The 18,441-nt window shown below is 72.6% G+C and carries 19 protein-coding genes; 10 read left to right on the plus strand and 9 right to left on the minus strand.

The window, feature by feature from the left end:
• Nucleotides 1-95: 95 nt before the first annotated feature.
• Nucleotides 96-1,196 (minus strand): glycerophosphodiester phosphodiesterase, encoded by a 1,101-nt coding sequence (locus tag BM424_RS19245; RefSeq protein ID WP_093419917.1) that lies wholly within the window; start codon nt 1,194-1,196, stop codon nt 96-98.
• Between the two features lie 204 nt (nt 1,197-1,400).
• On the opposite strand from BM424_RS19245, the gene purD reads away from it, so the two are divergent.
• From purD to BM424_RS28930, 3 genes are all read left to right on the plus strand, one after another.
• A complete protein-coding gene (gene purD, locus BM424_RS19250; RefSeq protein ID WP_093419920.1) occupies nt 1,401-2,663 on the plus strand; it encodes a phosphoribosylamine--glycine ligase in 1,263 nt (420 codons plus the stop codon).
• 32 nt (nt 2,664-2,695) lie between these two features.
• Nucleotides 2,696-3,862: a pyridoxal phosphate-dependent aminotransferase gene (locus BM424_RS19255; RefSeq protein ID WP_093419922.1), complete on the plus strand. Its 1,167-nt coding sequence runs from the start codon at nt 2,696-2,698 to the stop codon at nt 3,860-3,862.
• A 185-nt stretch (nt 3,863-4,047) separates the two neighbouring features.
• Complete coding sequence (locus tag BM424_RS28930) at nt 4,048-4,212, plus strand: hypothetical protein (protein WP_175548164.1); 165 nt, start codon at nt 4,048-4,050, stop codon at nt 4,210-4,212.
• Here the strand turns inward: BM424_RS28930 and BM424_RS19260 are convergent.
• Both BM424_RS19260 and BM424_RS19265 read right to left on the minus strand, forming a co-directional pair.
• Complete coding sequence (locus BM424_RS19260; protein WP_217649765.1) at nt 4,209-4,802, minus strand: HAD family hydrolase; 594 nt, start codon at nt 4,800-4,802, stop codon at nt 4,209-4,211. The two genes, BM424_RS28930 and BM424_RS19260, sit on opposite strands and share 4 nt — an antisense overlap.
• A 41-nt stretch (nt 4,803-4,843) precedes the next feature.
• The gene (locus BM424_RS19265; RefSeq protein ID WP_093419927.1) at nt 4,844-5,866 is read right to left on the minus strand and encodes a threonine aldolase family protein; all 1,023 of its coding nucleotides are present in this window, start codon (nt 5,864-5,866) and stop codon (nt 4,844-4,846) included.
• 167 nt (nt 5,867-6,033) lie between these two features.
• Between BM424_RS19265 and BM424_RS19270 the strand changes: the two genes are divergently transcribed.
• The 3 genes from BM424_RS19270 to BM424_RS19280 all read left to right on the plus strand — a co-directional run bounded on the left by BM424_RS19270 (nt 6,034) and on the right by BM424_RS19280 (nt 7,886).
• Nucleotides 6,034-6,549: a SigE family RNA polymerase sigma factor gene (locus BM424_RS19270; protein WP_093419930.1), complete on the plus strand. Its 516-nt coding sequence runs from the start codon at nt 6,034-6,036 to the stop codon at nt 6,547-6,549.
• A gap of 51 nt (nt 6,550-6,600) precedes the next feature.
• Entirely contained in the window at nt 6,601-7,224 is a 624-nt protein-coding gene (locus BM424_RS19275; protein ID WP_245775965.1) for a hypothetical protein, read from the plus strand.
• Nucleotides 7,225-7,301: 77 nt separating this feature from the next.
• Complete coding sequence (locus BM424_RS19280) at nt 7,302-7,886, plus strand: TetR/AcrR family transcriptional regulator (RefSeq protein ID WP_093419935.1); 585 nt, start codon at nt 7,302-7,304, stop codon at nt 7,884-7,886.
• A 56-nt stretch (nt 7,887-7,942) separates the two neighbouring features.
• Here the strand turns inward: BM424_RS19280 and BM424_RS19285 are convergent, their stop codons facing one another.
• The 3 genes from BM424_RS19285 to BM424_RS19295 form a co-directional block, all read right to left on the minus strand.
• Nucleotides 7,943-8,209 carry a hypothetical protein gene (locus BM424_RS19285; RefSeq protein ID WP_093419937.1) on the minus strand — a complete coding sequence of 89 codons (267 nt, stop codon included), beginning with the start codon at nt 8,207-8,209 and terminating at the stop codon, nt 7,943-7,945.
• A 164-nt stretch (nt 8,210-8,373) separates the two neighbouring features.
• Nucleotides 8,374-10,107 carry an ABC transporter ATP-binding protein gene (locus BM424_RS19290; protein WP_093419939.1) on the minus strand — a complete coding sequence of 578 codons (1,734 nt, stop codon included), beginning with the start codon at nt 10,105-10,107 and terminating at the stop codon, nt 8,374-8,376.
• A gap of 13 nt (nt 10,108-10,120) precedes the next feature.
• Nucleotides 10,121-11,671, minus strand: coding sequence for an ABC transporter transmembrane domain-containing protein (locus BM424_RS19295; RefSeq protein WP_245775966.1), 1,551 nt, complete (start codon nt 11,669-11,671; stop codon nt 10,121-10,123).
• Nucleotides 11,672-11,770: 99 nt separating this feature from the next.
• On the opposite strand from BM424_RS19295, the gene BM424_RS19300 reads away from it, so the two are divergent.
• On the plus strand, nt 11,771-12,997 hold the full coding sequence (locus BM424_RS19300) for a threonine synthase (protein ID WP_093419942.1): 1,227 nt from the start codon (nt 11,771-11,773) through the stop codon (nt 12,995-12,997).
• A gap of 24 nt (nt 12,998-13,021) precedes the next feature.
• Nucleotides 13,022-14,455 (plus strand): adenylosuccinate lyase, encoded by a 1,434-nt coding sequence (purB, locus tag BM424_RS19305; RefSeq protein ID WP_093419944.1) that lies wholly within the window; start codon nt 13,022-13,024, stop codon nt 14,453-14,455.
• Between the two features lie 47 nt (nt 14,456-14,502).
• Here the strand turns inward: purB and BM424_RS19310 are convergent, their stop codons facing one another.
• Entirely contained in the window at nt 14,503-15,150 is a 648-nt protein-coding gene (locus BM424_RS19310) for a TenA family protein (RefSeq protein ID WP_093419947.1), read from the minus strand.
• 70 nt (nt 15,151-15,220) lie between these two features.
• On the opposite strand from BM424_RS19310, the gene BM424_RS19315 reads away from it, so the two are divergent.
• The gene (locus BM424_RS19315) at nt 15,221-16,111 is read left to right on the plus strand and encodes a phosphoribosylaminoimidazolesuccinocarboxamide synthase (RefSeq protein ID WP_093420167.1); all 891 of its coding nucleotides are present in this window, start codon (nt 15,221-15,223) and stop codon (nt 16,109-16,111) included.
• Between the two features lie 157 nt (nt 16,112-16,268).
• Entirely contained in the window at nt 16,269-17,012 is a 744-nt protein-coding gene (locus BM424_RS19320; protein WP_093419949.1) for a DUF2334 domain-containing protein, read from the plus strand.
• Between the two features lie 78 nt (nt 17,013-17,090).
• On the opposite strand, the gene BM424_RS19325 is transcribed toward BM424_RS19320, so the two are convergent.
• Together BM424_RS19325 and BM424_RS19330 are read right to left on the minus strand one after the other, a co-directional pair.
• Entirely contained in the window at nt 17,091-17,726 is a 636-nt protein-coding gene (locus BM424_RS19325; RefSeq protein ID WP_093419952.1) for an MBL fold metallo-hydrolase, read from the minus strand.
• A gap of 107 nt (nt 17,727-17,833) precedes the next feature.
• The gene (locus BM424_RS19330) at nt 17,834-18,238 is read right to left on the minus strand and encodes a hypothetical protein (RefSeq protein ID WP_093419954.1); all 405 of its coding nucleotides are present in this window, start codon (nt 18,236-18,238) and stop codon (nt 17,834-17,836) included.
• Nucleotides 18,239-18,441: the final 203 nt, after the last annotated feature.

Below are 18,441 nucleotides of genomic sequence, written 5' to 3' on the forward strand. Positions count from 1 at the left end.
CACCCACACCTCAAGTCGAATACCGCGGTTTTCGACCGGTCAAAAACCGCGGTTTTCGACGGGGCGAATACCGCGGTTTTTGACCGGTGGGCGAGTCAGTGCTGGTCGCGGGCGGTGAGGGCGAGGTCGGGCATGTCGCTGAAGATGCCGTCGATCTTCTGGGCGTAGAGGGCGTGGAAGTAGCCGAGGACGTCGCCCCACTGGACCGGGTCGGCGGAGGACTGGAAGTCCGCGGGCAGGAAGGTGTTCTCGGCGCGGACCGTGTAGGGGACGACCTGGAGGCCGGCGGCGTGGGCGTCGGCGACGACCGTCGTCGGCTCGGTGAGGTGGCCGGTGTCGTCGACCGGCAGGATCACCTTGGTGTCGGGGCCGATGACGTCGGCGTAGGTCGCGATCTCCTTCAGCCCCTCCGGCGTGACCATGTCGGCGTAGGTGCGCGGGTCGCCCGCCTCGATGAAGTCCTGCGGGGCGCCGGTGTTGCTGATCAGCTGGACCAGCCGCACCCGCAGCTCGTCGCGCAGCCGCTTGAGGTTGCCGACCTCGAAGGACTGCACGACGACCTTCGAGTCCCGCTCGTTGAGGCCGTTGGCGTTGAGCGCCTCGACCAGACCCGGCTCGACCGGCAGGCCGATCGCGCGGAAGTAGCTGGGGTGCTTGGTCTCCGGGGCCACGCCGATGTTCCGGCCGAGCTCCTTCGACAGCCGGGCGCGCAGGTCCAGCACCTCCTGCAGCGTCGGCACCTCGTAGAGCCCGTCGTAGACCGTGTTGTGCTGCCGGACCTCCGGGATGCGCTCCTTCGCGCGCAGCGTCTTGAGCTCCGCGAGCGTGAAGTCCTCGGTGAACCAGCCGGTCATCTCGGTGCCGTCGATGACCTTGGTGGTCTTGCGGGAGGCGAACTCCGGGTGCTCGGCGACGTCGGTGGTGCCGCCGATCTCCGGCTCGTGCCGGGCGACCAGCACGCCGTCCTTGGTGGGCACCAGGTCCGGTTCGATGAAGTCGGCGCCCATCCGGGCGGCCAGCTCGTAGGAGGCCAGCGTGTGCTCCGGCCGGTAGCCGGAGGCGCCGCGGTGGCCGAACACCTCGATCTGCTCGGCGCCCGGCGTCGGCTCGGCGGCGGTGGCCGGTCCGGCGGCGATCACCCCCAGTGCGGCCGCTCCCGCGACGGACAACGCGATCAACCGTCCCCGAATCGTCATGTGCACTCCTCGCTGCGACTGTGGCGGGCCCACCCAACTCCCCGCAACCGACGCCCGGTGCACACCTGTGCGACCGGCGGCCGACCGGAGGGTGAACGCGGCCCGACGGACCGACGGCAGCGCGACCTGCGATGCGCCATCCGGACGCAACACTTCCCGGGGGCAGCGGCCACGTGGCCCACCGCACGCTCTACGCTGCGTTTCGTGCGAATCCTCGTGATCGGCGGTGGCGGCCGGGAGCACGCGATCGTGTTGTCCCTCTCCCGTGACCCCTCCGTGACGGCACTCGCCTGCGCGCCCGGCAACGCCGGTACCGCCGCGCTCGCCGAGTCCTACGGCGTCGACGTCGCCAAGCCCGACGAGGTGGCCGCGCTGGCCACCCGCTGGAAGGCGGACCTGGTCGTGTTCGGACCGGAGACCCCGCTGGTCGCGGGCGCCTCCGACGCGGTCCGCGCGGCGGGCATCCCGTGCTTCGGCCCGTCCAAGGCCGCGGCCCGCATCGAGGGCTCCAAGGCCTTCGCTAAGGACGTCATGGTGTCGGCGGGCGTGCCCACGGCGCGCAGCGAGATCGTGGACAACCCCGCCAAGCTCGACGCGGCGCTGGCCGGTTTCGGCCCCACCTGGGTGGTCAAGGACGACGGTCTGGCCGCGGGCAAGGGCGTGCTGGTCACCAGCGACTTCGACGCGGCCCGCGCGCACGCCATGAAGCTGCTCGACGGCGGCCACCCGGTGCTGCTGGAGTCGTTCCTCGACGGCCCGGAGGCCTCGCTGTTCTGCCTTGTGGACGGCACCACCGTGGTGCCGCTGCTGCCCGCGCAGGACTTCAAGCGCGTCGGCGACGAGGACGCCGGGCCCAACACCGGCGGCATGGGCGCCTACGCGCCGCTGCCGTGGGCCCCGGACGGCCTGGTCGACGAGGTGGTGCGCACGATCGTGCAGCCCACCGTCGACGAGCTGGACCGCCGCGGCACCCCGTTCTCCGGCCTGCTGTACGCGGGCTTGGCGCTGACCTCGAACGGCCCGCAGGTCATCGAGTTCAACTGTCGCTTCGGCGACCCCGAGACCCAGGCCGTGCTGGCCCTGCTGCACACCCCGCTGGCGCAGCTGTTCCACGCCGTCGCCAACGGCGAGCTCGCCGACCAGCCGCCGCTGGAGTGGGAAGCGGGTTCGGCGGTGACGGTCGTGCTGGCGGCCGAGGGCTACCCGGGCCGCCCGCGCGTCGACGACGTCATCCAGGGCGCCGACATCCAGGGCGTGCTGCACTCGGGCACCCGCCGCCGCGAGGACGGCGCGGTGCTGTCCTCGGGCGGGCGCGTCCTGTCGGTGGTGGCCACCGGCGCCGACCTGGCGGCCGCTCGCGACGAGGTCTACAAGCGGGTCGAGCGGGTTCACCTGCCGGGCGCGCACTGGCGCACCGACATCGCCCGCCGCGCCGCCGACGGCGAGATCACCGTCCCCCGCGCCTGACCTGACGCGTTCGCCCTGGCAGGCTTGCAGCCATGAGTGGTCAGCACCCCGCGCTCGCCGTCGCGGCGCGAGCCGATGTGGCTCCGTTCCAGGTCATGGAGGTCCTGTCCGCCGCTGCGAAGCGGCAGCGGGAGCTCGGTGACGTCGTGTCCCTGGCCGCCGGGCAGCCCTCGACGCCCGCGCCGAAGGCCGTGCGGGAGGCCGCCGCCCGCGCGCTGGAGGGCGACGCCCTCGGCTACACCGAGCAGCTGGGCGTCCTGGAGCTGCGGGAGGCCATCGCCGGGCACTACGAGAAGGCCTACGGCCGCTCGGTGCCGGTCGACGAGGTCGTGGTCACCACGGGCGCCTCGGGCGCGTTCCTGCTGGCGTTCCTCAGCGCGTTCGACGCCGGCGACCGGGTCGCGCTGGCCAGCCCCGGCTACCCCGCCTACCGCAACATCCTGTCCGCGCTGGGCTGCGAGGTCGTGGAGCTGCCCTGCGACGCCTCCACCCGGTTCCAGCCGACGGTGGCGATGCTGGAGGCCCTCGACGAGCCGGTGCGCGGGCTCATCGTGGCCAGCCCCAACAACCCGACGGGCACGGTCCTCTCCCGCGACGAGCTCGCCGAGCTGGCCGGCTGGTGCGACGCCCGCGGGGTGCAGCTGATCAGCGACGAGATCTACCACGGGCTGAGCTACGGCGAACCGCTGCACACGGCGCGCGAGTTCTCCGCCGAGGCGATCGTGGTGAACAGCTTCTCCAAGTTCTGGTCGATGACCGGCTGGCGGCTCGGCTGGATGCTGGTGCCGCCGCGGCTGCTGCGCGCCGTCGACTCGCTGACCGGCAACTTCACCCTGTGCCCGCCCGCGCTGTCGCAGCAGGCGGCCGTCGCGGCGTTCAGCCCGGAGGCCTACGACGAGGTCGAGGCGCACGTGGCGCGCTACCGGGAGAACCGCGCGCTGCTGCTCGACGGGCTGGCGAAGGCGGGCATCACCGACGTCGCCCCGGCCGACGGCGCGTTCTACGCGTGGGCGGACATCAGCGACCACACCGACGACGCCGCGTCGTTCTGCCGCCGCCTCCTCGACGACACCGGGGTCGCGCTCGTGCCGGGCGTGGACTTCGACCCGGACCGCGGCCACCACTACCTGCGCCTCTCCTTCGCGGGCGACCCCCGGGAGATCACCGAGGCCGTCGACCGCCTCGGCGCCTGGCTCTGACGGTTTTAGCCAGAATCACCCGGGATTTCAGTGCTCTGACCCCGGGCGGTTCTGGCTAGAACTGTCCACCGGCAACCCCGAGGAGACCCTGATGTTTCCCGGGTCCGGGTCTCGCGACCTGCCGTTTCGGGCGTTCTGTCTGGCAGGCTGGGACTGCGGGAAGGTCCCGGCGAGAGGTGGTCGCGATGTGGTGGAAGATCCTCGGCGGACTGCTGGCCCTGTGGCTGGTGATGTCCGTGGCCGGGTTCCTGATCAAGGGCCTGTTCTGGCTCGCCGTCATCGGCGGCGTCCTGTTCCTAGCCACGGCGGCCATCGGCTGGTCCAAGGACAAGAAGCAGATCAAGCCCTAGGCGGCGAGCTGGTCCTGGAGGAGGTCTCGGGCGCGGGCCGCTGAGGTCCAGAGCTCGGCGTGCAGGCCGGCCCGGCGGGCGCCTGCGATGTTGTCCTCGCGGTCGTCGAAGAACAGGCATTCCTCGGGGCGCGCGTCGAGGGTGTCGAGCAGGACCCGCCAGATCTCCGCGTCGGGTTTGACGACCCGCAGGTCACCGGAGAACAGCAGGTGCTCGAAGTACCGGGCCCACGGCTTGCTCTCGGCGGCGCGGCCGAACGTCGTCGAGGCGTTGGACAGCAGCGCCAGGCGCACGCCGCGCCGGTGCAGGTCCTCCAGCAGCGCCAGCGCCTCCGGATCGGTCGACATCCAGCCGTCCACGTCGACGCTGGTCAGCCGCTGGATCAGGGAGTCGTCGAGGTCGCGGTCCAGGCGCGCGGCCACCGCCCGCCAGTAGTCGGCGTCGGTGCAGCCCGCGTCGTAGGCGCGGCGCTCGGCCCAGTAGGCCCGCTCGAAGGTCTCCGGGTCGGCGTCCAGCAGCGCCGCGAGCTCGGGCAGCGCCGTGATGCGGCGGCTGATCACCTCGCCGTAGTCGAACACGATCCACCGCAGCACCGGCCACCTCCACGCATCGGGCGCCCGATCCGGTCCGGTCAGACCCCGGCTTCGGCGATCCGGCGCAACGCCTCTTCCACGTCCGACTTCGACACGTTCCGGTGCGTGACGAAGCGGACCTGGCCGTTCATCGGCACCGCCAGCACACCCACCGCGCGCAGGCGCTGCAACGTCAACTGCACGTCCGGGACCGCCGCCAGCAGCATGTTCGTCTGCGGGGCCGTGACCTGCCAGCCCTGCTCGACGAGGCCGTCGGCGAGGATCCGGGCGTTGTCGTGATCGTCCCCCAGCGCGTCGATCCGGTCCAGCGCGATCAGCCCGGCCGCCGCCAGCACGCCGCCCTGCCGGACGCCGCCGCCGAGCATCTTGCGGACCCGCCGACCGGCCTTGATGAACTCCGCCTCACCGGCCAGCACCGAGCCGACCGGGGCGCCGAGTCCCTTGCTCAGGCACACCTGCACGCTGTCCACGCCCACCGTCAGGGCCGCCGGCGGCACGCCGAGCGCCACCGAGGCGTTCCACAGCCGCGCGCCGTCGAGGTGCACCTTGAGCCCGAGCTCCTTCGCCGCGGCCGCGAGCCGGGCGTGCTCGTGCGGCGGGACGACCGCGCCGCCCGCGCCGTTGTGGGTGTTCTCCAGGCACAGCAGCGTGGTGTGCAGGGCGTCGTAGGCCATCGTCAGGTTGGCCTGGGCGCGCACCGCTTCGGCGGTCGGCCTGCCCGGTCCGGCGTCCCAGTCCAGCGGGTCCGGCATCCCTCCGGCGAGCCAGGCGGCCGAGCCGAGTTCGTGGTTGAGCACGTGCGCACCGCGCGGCGCCAGGAACCGGTCGCCGCGCTTGAGGTGCAGCATAAGCGCGATCAGGTTGCCCATCGTCCCGCTGGGCACCCACAGCGCGGACGAGGTGCCCAGCAGCTGGGCCACCCGTTCCTCCAGGGCGCGCATGGTGGGATCGTGGTCGAGTACGTCATCGCCGACGTCGGCGGCGGCCATCGCGGCCAGCATCTGCTCGTCGGGACGAGTCACCGTGTCGGAGCGGAGGTCGATGGGCGCCGGAGTGGTCACGAACCGATCACATCACACCTGCGGGGGGTCGGGGCAATGGCCCTGTGAGACGTGAATTCACCGCTGCGGTATCAATCACAGGTGGATCCGTCCCCGCGGGCGTGCAACGGCCGGGGCGCGCGATCCCGTCATAGCAGTGCAGGCAACGAACGAGCGGAGAGTTCCGCGTGGACCAGCGCGAGGAGCAGGAGTTCGCGGAGTACTTCGTGGCTCGGCGGGAGGCGGTGCGTCGCATGGCGTACATGATGTGCGGTGATTGGCACCGCGCGGACGATCTCGCCCAGACCGCGTTCATCGCCCTGCACCGTCACTGGCGGAAGGTCCGGGACAAGGGCGCGCTCGACGCCTACGTGCGCCGGACCCTCACCCGCGCGGTGATCGACGAGTCGCGGCGGCCCTGGCGACGGGAGAGGGCCGCCGAGACTCTGCCCGACAGTCCGGTCGACGACCCGGACGTGGACGACTCGGTGTCCACCAGGCAGACCCTGATAGCCGGGCTGCGCCAGGTGCCGCCGAAGCAGCGCGCCGTGCTGGTCCTGCGCTTCCTGGAGGGGCTGGACGTGGCAGGCGTCGCGGCGGTCATGCGCTGCAGCGAAGGAACCGTGAAGAGTCAGTGCGCCCGGGGATTGGCGACGTTGCGGGAGGCGCTGGGAGACGAGCTCGGGGATCTGAGGTCCGCGTGAAGGGGGTGCGGGTTGGACGAGCGCAAGCTCGAAGAGCTTTTCCGTGACTCGGTGCGAACCGTTCCGCCGGCGTCGTTCGACGAAGGTGACGTCGCGAGCGCGTCGCGCCGGATCACGGCCCGGCGCCGGATGACCGCCACCGTCGGCGGCACGGCGGTGGCCGCCGCCGTGCTGGTCGGCGGGATCGGCGTGGGTTCCGGCTGGTTCTCGTCGTCGACGGACACCGTGGCGAGCCCACCGCCGGTGGCACCGCTGACGGCGGCGCCGGCCCCGGTGCCGCAGATCGAGTCGGACGGGATCACGCCGCGTTCGGGGGGCTGCCGGCCCGACCCGAGCGTGGTCGCGGCCGTCGAGGCGACGCTGCCCGAGGCGGGCGGCACCCGGCCGACCCCGGTGCTGTCGTGCCCGACCGGTGCCAAGGCGGCGGCGTTCCCGCTGCGCGACGGCCCCGCGGCGGGCCGGGTGACGGTGCTGGTCAGCCCGGCGGGCACCGCGCAGGCGGGCCAGTCGACGCCGGGCGACGTGCGGCGTCCCGACGGGGCTCAGCAGTCGGTGCGCAAGGCGCGCAGCGGCAAGCTCGTGGTGGTGGTCAGCGAGCCCGAGCAGGGGTCGCCGGCGGCGCCGTTCGGCACCAGGCTGGCGCACGTCGCGGGTGATCTCGCGGCCCGGTTCTAGCTGGTCGACGGCGTGCTGCGCGCCCGCGACGGCCGCAGCCAACGGGACAACTCGGACACGGCTTAGGATCGCGTGTCATGACAGCGGCCAGCACACCCAAGGGCGAGCGGCGGCGGCAGGCGTTGGTGGCGGCTGCGGCGCAGCTGCTCGTCGAGGGCGGGTTCGACGCGGTCCGGCACCGGGCCGTGGCCGAGCGCGCCGGGCTTCCGCTGGCCTCGACGACCTACTACTTCTCGTCGCTGGAAGACTTGATCACCGCGGCGGTCGAGCACAACGGCCGGGAGGAGCTGGCCGCCGGGCACGCCCGGCTGGCCGACCTGTCCGCGCAGCCGCGCAGCACCGACACCGTCATCGAGCTGCTGCTGGACCTGCTGCTCGGCGTCGACTCCCGGGACGGCGGGGTCGAGCCGGTGCTGCTGCGCTACGAGCGCCTGGTGGGCTCGCCGCGCCGCCCCTACCTCACGCCGCTGATGCGGGAGATGGCCGCCGAGCTGCAGCAGCTCCTCGCGGAGATCTTCCGCCGCAGCGACATGGAGGTCGGGGCGGAGCGGCTCACCGAGGTGGTCGCGCTGGTGGACGGCGCGGTGGTCAACGCGCTCATCGAATCGGACCCGGATCCGCGCGGGGCCGCGCGCCGGATGCTGCGCGCTCAGCTGTCCTGAGGCGCGTGCAAGAACGCTGAACCGGTCGCCGTGCGAACCGCGCGCGCATTTTCACATCAGAAGTCCCAGGTGATTTCCGCGTAATTCCCGTTGGTGGCCAATCGTTCGCACTCAAGACATTTCTCGGCGATATTCTTCGTCTGCGGTTCTCGCCCCAGCGGAGTGGGTTGCGGGATTTTGACTTCGTGCGCGCACAGAGCTGGAATAACCTGGCCGGAATATACCGCTCCGGGCCTCATCGTCGTCGCGTGGCGAAGGGTCTGACCAGTGCCGACTATCCAGAACACGTCCTGCCGATCCTCGGCGAACCCGTTGTTGTTCATCCGCTCCCGTTCCTGTGCACAAGCCGCGAATGCTCGGGCCAACGATAGGGTGGCGCCGCTGCATCAGTCCAGAATCCCACACCTGATCGAGCGCAAAAGGCGAATTCGCCGAATGAGCGATTGACCTCGGCTTTCAAGATCGATCCGTCCTCTTCGGCCACTCGTCAGATCTGCGCCGCCCGGTACAACTCCGCGTACGAACCACCCGCCGCGATCAGCTCGTCGTGATCGCCCAGCTCCACGATCCGGCCCTCGTCCAGCACCGCGATCCGCTCGGCCGAGCGCGCGGTGTGCAGCCGGTGCGCGATGGCGATGACCGTGCGGCCCGCCAGCAGTCCGGCCAGGGCGCGCTCGAGGTCCCGCGAGGTGGTGTTGTCCAGCAGCGACGTCGCCTCGTCGAGCACCACGGTGTGCGGGTCGGCGAGTAGCACCCGGGCCAGCGCGAGCTGCTGCGCGCGGGCCGCGGGCACCGCGAGCCCACCGGCGCCGAGCCGCGTGTCCAGCCCGTCGTCGAGGCCGCGCACCCAGTCGCGCAGGCCGACGGCGGCGAGCGCGTCGAGCAGCTCCGCGTCGCCGGTGTCCCGGTCCAGCAGCGCGAGGTTGTCGCGCAGCGAGCAGGCGAAGACGTGCTGCTCCTGGGTCAGCAGCACCACCTCGCGGCGCAGCGCCTCGGTGGGCAGCGCCGAGACCTCGGTGCCGCCGAAGGCCACCGACCCCGAGTCGGGGCGCCCCGTCCCGGCGATCAACCGGCCCAGCGTGGACTTGCCCGCGCCGGACGGGCCCACGATCGCCAGCCGCTGCCCGGCGGGCACGACCAGGTCGATGCCGTGCAGCACCTCGCGCTCCGGCCGGTAGGAGAACCGCAGGTCGCGCACCACCAGGTCGCGGCCGTCGGACCGCGTCGCCGGGTCGCGCGGCCGGTCCACCGGGACCTGCGAGACACCGCGGATCCGCTGCAGCGCGGTGCCGCCGACCTGCAGCTCCTCCAGCCACATGAACAGCTCGTCCAGCGGCGCCGACAGGGACTGGGCGTAGAGCACGACCGCGACGATCGTGCCCAGCTCGGCCGCGCCGGTGGCGTGCGCCCAGCCGCCGATCAGCAGGATCGCGGCCACCGGCAGCACGTAGGACAGCTCCAGGCACGGCAGCCACACCGTCAGCAGCGACCGGTGCCGCTTCTCGGCGGCCACGGCCGCGCCCAGCACGCGCTCGTTGCGCGCGGTCCGCCGCCCGCCGAGCCGCAGCGCGGCGATCGTGCGGGCGCCCTCCACCGACTCGTGCGTGCCGGCCTGCACGTCCGACCAGCGCTCCATGGCCTCCTGCACCACCGGCAGCGAGCGCGGGTAGTACCAGCGGGTGCTCAGCACCAGCAGCGGCACGGCGACGAGCATCCCGCAGGCCAGCAGGGGCGCGGACAGCACCATCGCGGCCGTGGTGAGCGCGATGGCGATCAGCGCCGCCGAGATCTGCGGCAGGGCGTTGCGGATGGTGAAGTCGAGCCGGTCGACGTCGGTGGTGGCCCGGCTGAGCAGGTCACCGGTGCCCGCGGCCTCCACGGTCCCCAGCGGCAGCGCCAGGGCGTGCTCGACGACGTCCTCCCGGGCTTCGGCGAGCAGCTGCTCGCCGAGCAGCATCGCCCGCAGCCGCGCGGCCCTGGCCAGCAGCGCCTGCACGATCAGGACCAGCAGGAACGCCCCGGCCAGCAGGTCGATGCGGAGCACGGCGGTCCCGGCCTGCACGGAGTCGACGAGCACGCCCAGCAGCTGCGGTCCGAGCAGGCCGACCGAGGTGGCCAGCACGTACAGCGCGGTGGTGATCAGGAACCGGCCGCGGTGGGCGCGGACGGTCTCGCGCAGGTGGCGGCGCAGCGCGGCGGCATCGGCGAGCGGCAGCTTCACGGTTCTCCCAAGATCACTGGTCCGCCAGGACCAGGTGCCGGTCGGCGACCGCCGACCACAGCGGGCTCTGGCTGAGCACGACGGTGGTGCGCCCGGCCCGCAGGGCGCGGACGCGCTCGGCGATGCGGGACTCGGTGTGCGCGTCGACCGCCGAGGTCGGGTCGTCGAGGACCAGCACGTCGGCGTCCGCGCTCAACGCCCTGGCCAGCAGCAACCGCTGCCGCTGGCCGCCGGAGAGCAGCCGGGCGCGCTCGTCGAGCAGGCCGTCGGGCGGCAGCGCGGCGAGCACGTCGGAGGCGTCGGCCGCGCGGATCGCGGTGTCGAAGCCGACCCGCTCGCCCAGCGCGATCCCGTCCCGCACGTCCCCGGCGAACAGCAGGTCCTGGTTGTGGGCGAGCAGCACGCGGCGGTGCCGCTCGTCCGGGTCGACGTCGGCCAACCGGACCCCTCCCGCGACCGCCGATCCGGCGAGCCGCTCGGCCACGGCCTCGCCGCGATCCCCGGCGTCGATCACCACCAGCTGCCCCGCCGGGACCTCGACCTCCTCGTCGACCAGGCCCAGCGGGCCCTCCGGCAGCGGCACCGGACGAGCCGGGGGCGCGGGATCGACCTCGACGCGGGCCAGCGCGGTGGCGCGCCCGGCGGCGATGCGCGCGGCGGCGAACGCGTAGGCGGTCTCGGTGGCGGTGCGCACCGGGATCACCAGGAACGCCGAGACCCCGTAGAAGGTCACCAGCTCGCCGACGGTGATCGACCCGGCCAGCGCCATCCGGGCTCCCAGCCAGGTCACCAGCACCGTGACCAGGCCGGGCAGCAGCACCTCGGCGCCGCCCAGCCACGCGTCGACCCGACCGGTGGCCACGCCCGCCCGGCGGACCCGCTGGCCGGTCTCGGCGAAGCGCGCGAAGAACCGCCGCTCGCCGCCGATGCCGCGCAGGATCCGCAGCCCGGAGACGATGTCGGCGGCCTGCGCCCCGAGTTCTCCCAGCTCATCGCGCTGCACCTGCTCGCGGCGTTGCAGCGGGCCCAGCAGCGGGCCGATGCCGAGCACCGCCAGCGGCACGCCGATCAGCACCACCAGGCCCAGCGGCGGCGAGATCCACAGCACCAGCGCGCTCCCGCCGGCGAACGCCAGCAGGGAGCCGACCGCGCGGCCCAGGTTCTCGAACAGCTCGCCGATCTTGAACACGTCCGAGGCGCCCATCGTGACGACCTCACCGGCCTTGACCTCGCGCGGCAGCGCGCCGCCGAGCCGGATCACCTGCTCCAGCACGAACCGCTGGGCGTCGGCGGTGCCGTGGATCCACAGCGTGTGCGAGGCCCAGTTCACCGCGGTGGCGGCCAGCATCTGCACCAGGCCGAGCAGCAGCACGACCAGCGCCCAGCGCAGCAGGGCGCCGGTGTCACCGGCTCTGATGCCCTCGTCGACGGCGCGGCCGACGATGAGCGGCAGCACCGCCGTCGGCAGCATCCACAGCGCTCCGGACACGGCGGCCAGCGACACCAGGCCGGGACGCCGGGCGAGCAGGTCGACGAGGAAGCGCACCGCGCCGTTCCGGGTCACGAGCACCGACGTTAGCGATGATCAACAGTCCCGGCGACCGAATTTTCCAGCAGGTGAGCCGGTCTGGACCGGGCGGGTGCGGCGGGACAGGATGCGCCCATGGCGAACCCCACCGGCAGTACCCTGTCCCACCTCGAGTGCACCGCCTGCGGCCGCACCTGCGACGCCGACGAGCTGCACCGGTTGTGCGCCGACTGCGGCAAGGTGCTCTACCCGCGCTACGACCTGGCGAAGGTCGCGCTGAGCCCGTCGGACCTGCTCGGGCGGGAGCCGTCGATGTGGCGGTACCGGGAGGTGCTGCCGATCCGGGACGCCGACCACGTCGTCAGCCTCGGCGAGGGCTTCACCCCGCTGCTGCCCGCGCCCCGCCTGTCGGCGCGGCTGGGCCTCGGCGACGTGCGGATCAAGGACGAGGGGCAGAACCCGACCGGCAGCTTCAAGGCGCGCGGCATGTCCGCCGCCGTGTCGCGGGCCCGCGAGCTGGGCGCGAAGGCCGTCGCCGCGCCGTCGGCCGGCAACGCCGGAGGAGCGCTGGCCGCCTACGCCGCGCGGGCCGGACTCGCTGCCGGGGTGGTGATGCCCGAGGACTGCCCGCGCATCAACCAGGTCGAGGCCGTCGTCTCGGGCGCCGACACGTGGCTGGTCGACGGCCTGATCGACGACGCCGGACGCCTGGTGCGCACCACCTCGGAGGCGCGCGGCTGGTTCGACGTCTCCACCCTCAAGGAGCCCTACCGGGTGGAGGGCAAGAAGACGCTGGGCTACGAGCTGGCCGAACAGCTCGGCTGGGAGCTGCCGGACGTGGTGATCTACCCGACCGGCGGCGGCACCGGGCTGGTCGGCATGTGGAAGGCCTTCGCCGAGATGACCGAGCTCGGCTGGATCGGCGAGAAGCGCCCGCGCATGGTCGTCGTCCAGGCCGAGGGCTGCGCGCCTCTCGTCCGCGCCCACGACCGGGGAGAACGGCACGCGCCGCGCTGGGAGGACGCCGCCACCGACGCCAGCGGCCTGCGGGTCCCGGTCGCCGTCGGCGACTACCTGATCCTCGACGCGGTCCGCGATTCCGGCGGCACGGCGGTGTCGGTGAGCGAGGACGAGATGCGCGAGGCCACCCGCGAACTCGCCGCCGCTGAGGGCATCTACCCGGCACCCGAAGGAGCGGCGACCCTGGCCGCGCTGCGGCGCCTCCGCGACACCGGCTTGGTCACCGAGTCCGACCGGGTCGTCCTGTTCAACACCGGCGCGGGCCAGAAGTACCCGGACTTCGTCCCGGCGTCCCCGGAGTTCGTCCCCGCGGACTCCCCGGCCTGGGCTTCGGGGCTCTGACTAGGGCATAAGTATCCTGGGCGCGTGACTGAGAAGCCCAGCATTCCCAATGTTCTCGCCGGTCGTTATGCCTCTCCGGAGCTGGTCGAGCTGTGGTCGCCGCAGCACAAGATCGTTCTCGAGCGGCGCCTCTGGCTGGCCGTGCTGCGCGCCCAGGCCGACCTCGGCATCGAGGTCCCGGAGCAGGCCGTGGCCGACTACGAGCGGGTGCTGGAGCAGGTCGACCTCGACTCCATCGCCGCGCGCGAGCGCGTGACCAGGCACGACGTGAAGGCGCGGATCGAGGAGTTCAACGCGCTGGCCGGTCACGAGCAGATCCACAAGGGCATGACCTCCCGGGACCTGACCGAGAACGTCGAGCAGCTGCAGGTCCGCCGCAGCCTGGAGCACGTCCGCGACCGCACGGTCGCCGTGCTCGCGCGCCTCGGCAAGCTCGCGGGCGAGAACGCCGAGCTGGTCATGGCCGGTCGCTCGCACAACGTCGCCGCGCAGGCCACCACCCTGGGCAAGCGCTTCGCCACCGCCGCCGACGAGCTGCTGGTGGCGTTCCGGCGCCTGGAGGAGCTCCTCGAGCGGTACCCGCTGCGCGGCATCAAGGGCCCGGTCGGCACCGCGCAGGACATGCTCGACCTGCTCGGCGGCGACACCGCCAAGCTCGCCGAGCTGGAGCGCCGCGTCGCCGGTCACCTCGGCTTCGCCAGCACGCTGACCAGCGTCGGCCAGGTCTACCCGCGGTCGCTGGACTTCGAGGTGCTGAGCCTGCTGACGCAGCTGGCCGCCGCCCCCTCCAGCGTCGCCAAGACGATCCGGCTGATGGCCGGGCACGAGCTGGTCACCGAGGGCTTCAAGCCCGGCCAGGTCGGCTCCAGCGCCATGCCGCACAAGATGAACACCCGCTCGTGCGAGCGGGTCAACGGTCTCGCGGTGATCCTGCGCGGCTACCTGTCGATGAGCGGGGAGCTGGCCGGTGACCAGTGGAACGAGGGCGACGTGTCCTGCTCGGTGGTGCGCCGGGTGGCGCTGCCGGACGCGTTCTTCGCCTTTGACGGCCTGCTCGAGACGTTCCTGACGGTGCTGGACGAGTTCGGCGCGTTCCCGGCGGTCATCTCCCGCGAGCTGGACCGCTACCTGCCCTTCCTGGGCACCACGAAGGTGCTGATGGGCGCGGTGCGCGCGGGCGTGGGCCGGGAGGTCGCGCACGAGGCGATCAAGGAGAACGCCGTGGCGGTGGCCCTGGACATGCGCGAGCAGGGCGCCGAGCGCAACGACCTGCTCGACCGCCTCGCCGCCGACGAGCGCCTGCCGCTCGGCCGCGAGGAGCTGGAGGCCCTGCTGGCCGACCGGCTCGCCTTCACCGGGGCCGCGTCGGCGCAGGTCGCCGACGTCGTCGCCGCCATCGACAAGGTCGCCACCCAGTACCCCGAGGCCGCGGCCTACTCCCCGAGCGACATCCTCTGACGCCCAGCTGGTCGCACGATTTCAACGGAAATCGTGCGACCCCGGGCTCAGTCCCAGTGGGCGTTGAAGAAGTCGACCTCGCACTTCGTGGCCTGCTGGAACAGGCGCAGGCAGCGGGCGCGCTCGCGCTCGTCGAGCTCGGCGCCGACGCGGTCGAGCTCGGAGCGCAGCCAGGTCACCCACTCCTGGAAGTCCGGGTTGGCGTGCAGCTCGATCCACTCGGCGTGCACGAAGTTGTCCGGCTTGGCCGGGGCCCGCACCGCCCACTCCAGGTAGGTCCACTCGGCGACGGTGAGCACCGCGAGGATCTCGGCGTAGCCGCCGTTGTCGCGGGTGTCGCGCATCAGGTCGCGGAACGCCACCGTCGCCGGGTCCAGCTCCGGGTCGACCCGGTCGGACTCGACGATGCCCAGCGCCTCGAAGGACCGCTGGAAGTAGGTGTTCTCCTCGCTGGTGACCACCGCGATGCTGCCTGCCAGCTTCAGCCGCGACGCGTACCGGTCGGCCTTGGCGACCGCGGCGCCCAGCAGCGCCAGGAAGTCGTCGACGAACTGGTAGTCCTGCACCAGGTACGAGCTCATGTACTCGTCGGGCATCGACCCGTCGAACAGCGCGTCGGTGAACGGGTGCTCGACGACGGCGGTCCAGTCCGGTTCGCTGCGCTCGCGCAGCCAGTCGGTGAAGTTCTCGCTCACGCTCTCCTCCTTCTCCGGCCCATCCCACCACGTGCGGGCGGTCAACCTGCGGTGGGAGACAATGCGCGTCGTGGTTGCACTCGCCGATTACCCCCAGATCGCGGCAGGCAAGGTTCGCCAGCTGCACGCCGTCGATGACGAACACCTGCTGCTGGTCGCCTCGGACCGGATCTCGGCCTACGACCACGTGCTGGACACGCCGATCCCGGACAAGGGCGCGGTGCTCACCGCGATGAGCGTGTTCTGGTTCGAGCTGCTGGCCGACGAGGTGCCGAACCACCTCGTGGCCCACGACGACCCGCGCATCCCCGCCGAGGTCCGTGGCCGCGCGCTGCTGGTCAAGCGGCTGTCGATGGTGCCGGTGGAGTGCGTCGCCCGCGGCTACCTGACCGGCTCGGGCCTGATCGACTACCAGCGCACCGGCGCGGTGTGCGGGGTGTCGCTGCCGGACGGGCTGGTGGAGTCCTCCCGCCTGCCGGAGCCGATCTTCACCCCGGCCACCAAGGCCGAGATCGGTGAGCACGACGAGAACGTGAGCTTCGAGGCCGTCGCCGCGCAGGAGGGCGCCGAGCGCGCCGCCGAGCTGCGCGACCTGACGCTGCGCGTCTACGCCCGCGCGGCCGAGCACGCGCGCGAGCGCGGCGTGATCCTGGCCGACACCAAGTTCGAGTTCGGCCTCAACGCCGCCGGTGAGCTGGTGCTCGGCGACGAGGTGCTGACCCCGGACTCCTCGCGCTACTGGCCGTCGGACGGCTACGAGGCGGGCAAGGTGCAGCCGTCGTTCGACAAGCAGTTCGTGCGCAACTGGCTGACCTCGGCGGAGTCCGGCTGGGACCGGCACTCCGACACGCCGCCGCCCGCGCTGCCGGACCACATCGTCACCGCCACCCGGGACCGCTACGTCGAGGCCTACGAGCGCATCACGGGCCGCTCCTTCGCGGACTGGCCGAAGACGCTCTGAGCGCGCCCGTCACCCCATCGCGGGAAAGGGCGGCGTGTCGTCCGGTGGGCCTGGCCTGCGGGTTTGATGGTTGCGGTGTGGAGGTTCGCCGGATTTGCGCCGGGGCGACACCTGGCTTTCAGGTAACGGTCACCCGCGCCAGGCCGAATGGGTGTTTGTGAGCACGCCGCTCGTGGTGTCGTTGTCGGGGCTGGAGCACCGGTCCCTGGACAGCTGCGCGGATTTCGCCGCGGAGCTCGACCGCCGGCACGTCCCGCTGTCCCTGCTGATCTCGCCGCGCCCGACCGATCTCGACGCCCGGGACCACAGGTCACCGATGCTGAGCTGGGTCGCCGACCGGGTCGGCGGCCGGGACACCGTCAGCCTGCACGGCTTCGCCCGCGTCTCGCCGGGTCTGCGCTCCCGGCTCGCCCCGGCGGCACGGCTGCCCGCGCACGAGGCCGGGCTGCGGCTGGTGGCCGCCTCGGCGGTGCTGGAGCAGGCGGGCCTGCGCACCCGCACCTTCGTGCCGCCCCGCTGGCTGGCGTCGCCGGGCACGGTCCTGGCCGCGCAGCGGCGCGGCTTCTCGGTGTGCGCGGACGCGATGGGGGTGCGCGATCTCGGCACGGGCCGGGTGCTGCGGTCCCGCATCCGGATCCTCGGCCCGGGCGAGGTCGCCGAGCCGTGGTGGTGCCGGGCGCTGGTGCTCGGGGCGGGTCGGGCGGCGCGCCGGGGACGCGCGGTGCGGCTCGCGGTGGAGGCGCAGACGTTGGCGAAACCCGCTGTGCGGCCTGCGATCCTGGACGCGATCGACCTCGCGCTGCACCACGGCGCGGACCCGGTCACCTACGCCTCGTTCGCGACGGCTCGTCCGGAGGCGGAGCGGGTTCCGACGCCGCGGATCCCGCACGAAGCGTGGTGAGCGGCAGTTTTAGCCATAACTGACCAGGCAAAACGGACTTCGATCATGGGTGGTTATGGCTAAAACCGCCCTACGGCCCTAGACCTCGGTGGCGGAGGCCCGGGGGAGCACGTCGACCGTGGTTCCCGCGGGGCTGAGCTCCTCGAAGCGGCGGTAGTGGATGGCCGGCATCGACAGCACCGCCTCGTGGATCGGGACGGCGGCGCGCGGAGCGACCGCGCGGAGGAAGTCGACCGCCTCGGAGAGCTTGAGCCACGGCGCCCCGGTCGGCAGGCCCAGGACGTCCACCCGCTGCTCGGGCACGTGGAACGCGTCGCCCGGGTGGTAGAAGGCGCCGTGGTCGACGAGGTAGCCGACGTTGTCGATGTTCGGGAGGTCCGGGTGGATCACCGCGTGCTCCCCGCCGACGACGGAGATCGACGATCCGCCCAGGTCGAGCGAGTCGCCGGGCTTCGCGGTCGTCGCGGTCAGGCCCTTCTCGGCGACGGCGGCGGCGCTGCCCGGGTCGACGACGAGCCGGGCGCCGGGGTTGGCCTCCAACAGGGCCGGGAGCCGGTCCAGGTCGAGGTGGTCCCCGTGCTGGTGGGTGATCAGCACGGCGTCCAGGTCGCGCAGGTCCTCGAAGTCGGACGAGAAACCGCCCGGGTCGAGCAGCAGCCGTCCGGCGCCGGTCTCCAGCAGCACGCACGCGTGTCCGAAGTGGGTGATGTGCACGCGAATCCTCCTCAGCGGCGAGCGAAATCCGCGCCCCACTCTGCCACCACCGGCGTGCGCGCGACGGACCGGCGAGACCCCCGAGCCCTCGCCGGTCCGCCGGTCGGTCACTGGACGGTGATCGTGACGCCCGGGACCGAGCCGCCGCCGACGCGGGCGTGCACCAGGTACTGACCGGGCGCGACGTCGCCGATGGTGGCGATCGCGTCGGCGCTGCCGTCGACGTCGCTGACGACGTGGGCGACGCCCTCGTCGGCGCCCATCGGGTGCTCGGAGTCGCGGACGAACGAGCCGGAGGAGATCCAGCTCAGCGCCTCCGGGCCGTGGTCGATGTGGATCCGGACCTGCTCGCCCGGGTGAACGACGGTGTGGTCGACGCTCAGCCCGCCACCCTGGGCGACGACCGCGGCGGGGGCCGGGCCGGCGGTGGTGGCGGTGGCCAGCGGGGCGACGGTGGTCAGCGCGAGCCCGGCGAGAGCGGCCCCGGCGAGTGCGGTGGTGAAGCGGCGCATGGCGAAATCCCCTCAGTGTCAGCGTTGTTGTTGCTGTCCTGAAGACGCCCGGGTCGCCGAGAGGTTCGAACCACTGCCCGATTTGTGTCCCACGTCACCGAGAGCGGGTGAGCTGTGACGCACGTCGGGCCCCTGCGCGGACGGGTGAACTCCCAGCTCAGGTACGCTGCGCGGGTACTGCTGGCCATCCGCCGGACCGGCGG

Source organism: Saccharopolyspora flava, assembly GCF_900116135.1.
GTDB classification, from domain to species: domain Bacteria; phylum Actinomycetota; class Actinomycetes; order Mycobacteriales; family Pseudonocardiaceae; genus Saccharopolyspora; species Saccharopolyspora flava.

Bases quoted from the DNA above. Each gene is read 5' to 3' on its own strand.
- BM424_RS19330 (WP_093419954.1), bottom strand. From the start codon at position 18,238: ATGCGCCGCTTCACCACCGCACTCGCCGGGGCCGCTCTCGCCGGGCTC.
- BM424_RS19300 (WP_093419942.1), top strand. From the start codon at position 11,771: ATGGCGAACCCCACCGGCAGTACCCTGTCCCACCTCGAGTGCACCGCC.
- BM424_RS19280 (WP_093419935.1), top strand. From the start codon at position 7,302: ATGACAGCGGCCAGCACACCCAAGGGCGAGCGGCGGCGGCAGGCGTTG.
- BM424_RS19255 (WP_093419922.1), top strand. From the start codon at position 2,696: ATGAGTGGTCAGCACCCCGCGCTCGCCGTCGCGGCGCGAGCCGATGTG.
- BM424_RS28930 (WP_175548164.1), top strand. From the start codon at position 4,048: ATGTGGTGGAAGATCCTCGGCGGACTGCTGGCCCTGTGGCTGGTGATG.
- BM424_RS19285 (WP_093419937.1), bottom strand. From the start codon at position 8,209: ATGAACAACAACGGGTTCGCCGAGGATCGGCAGGACGTGTTCTGGATA.
- BM424_RS19245 (WP_093419917.1), bottom strand. From the start codon at position 1,196: ATGACGATTCGGGGACGGTTGATCGCGTTGTCCGTCGCGGGAGCGGCC.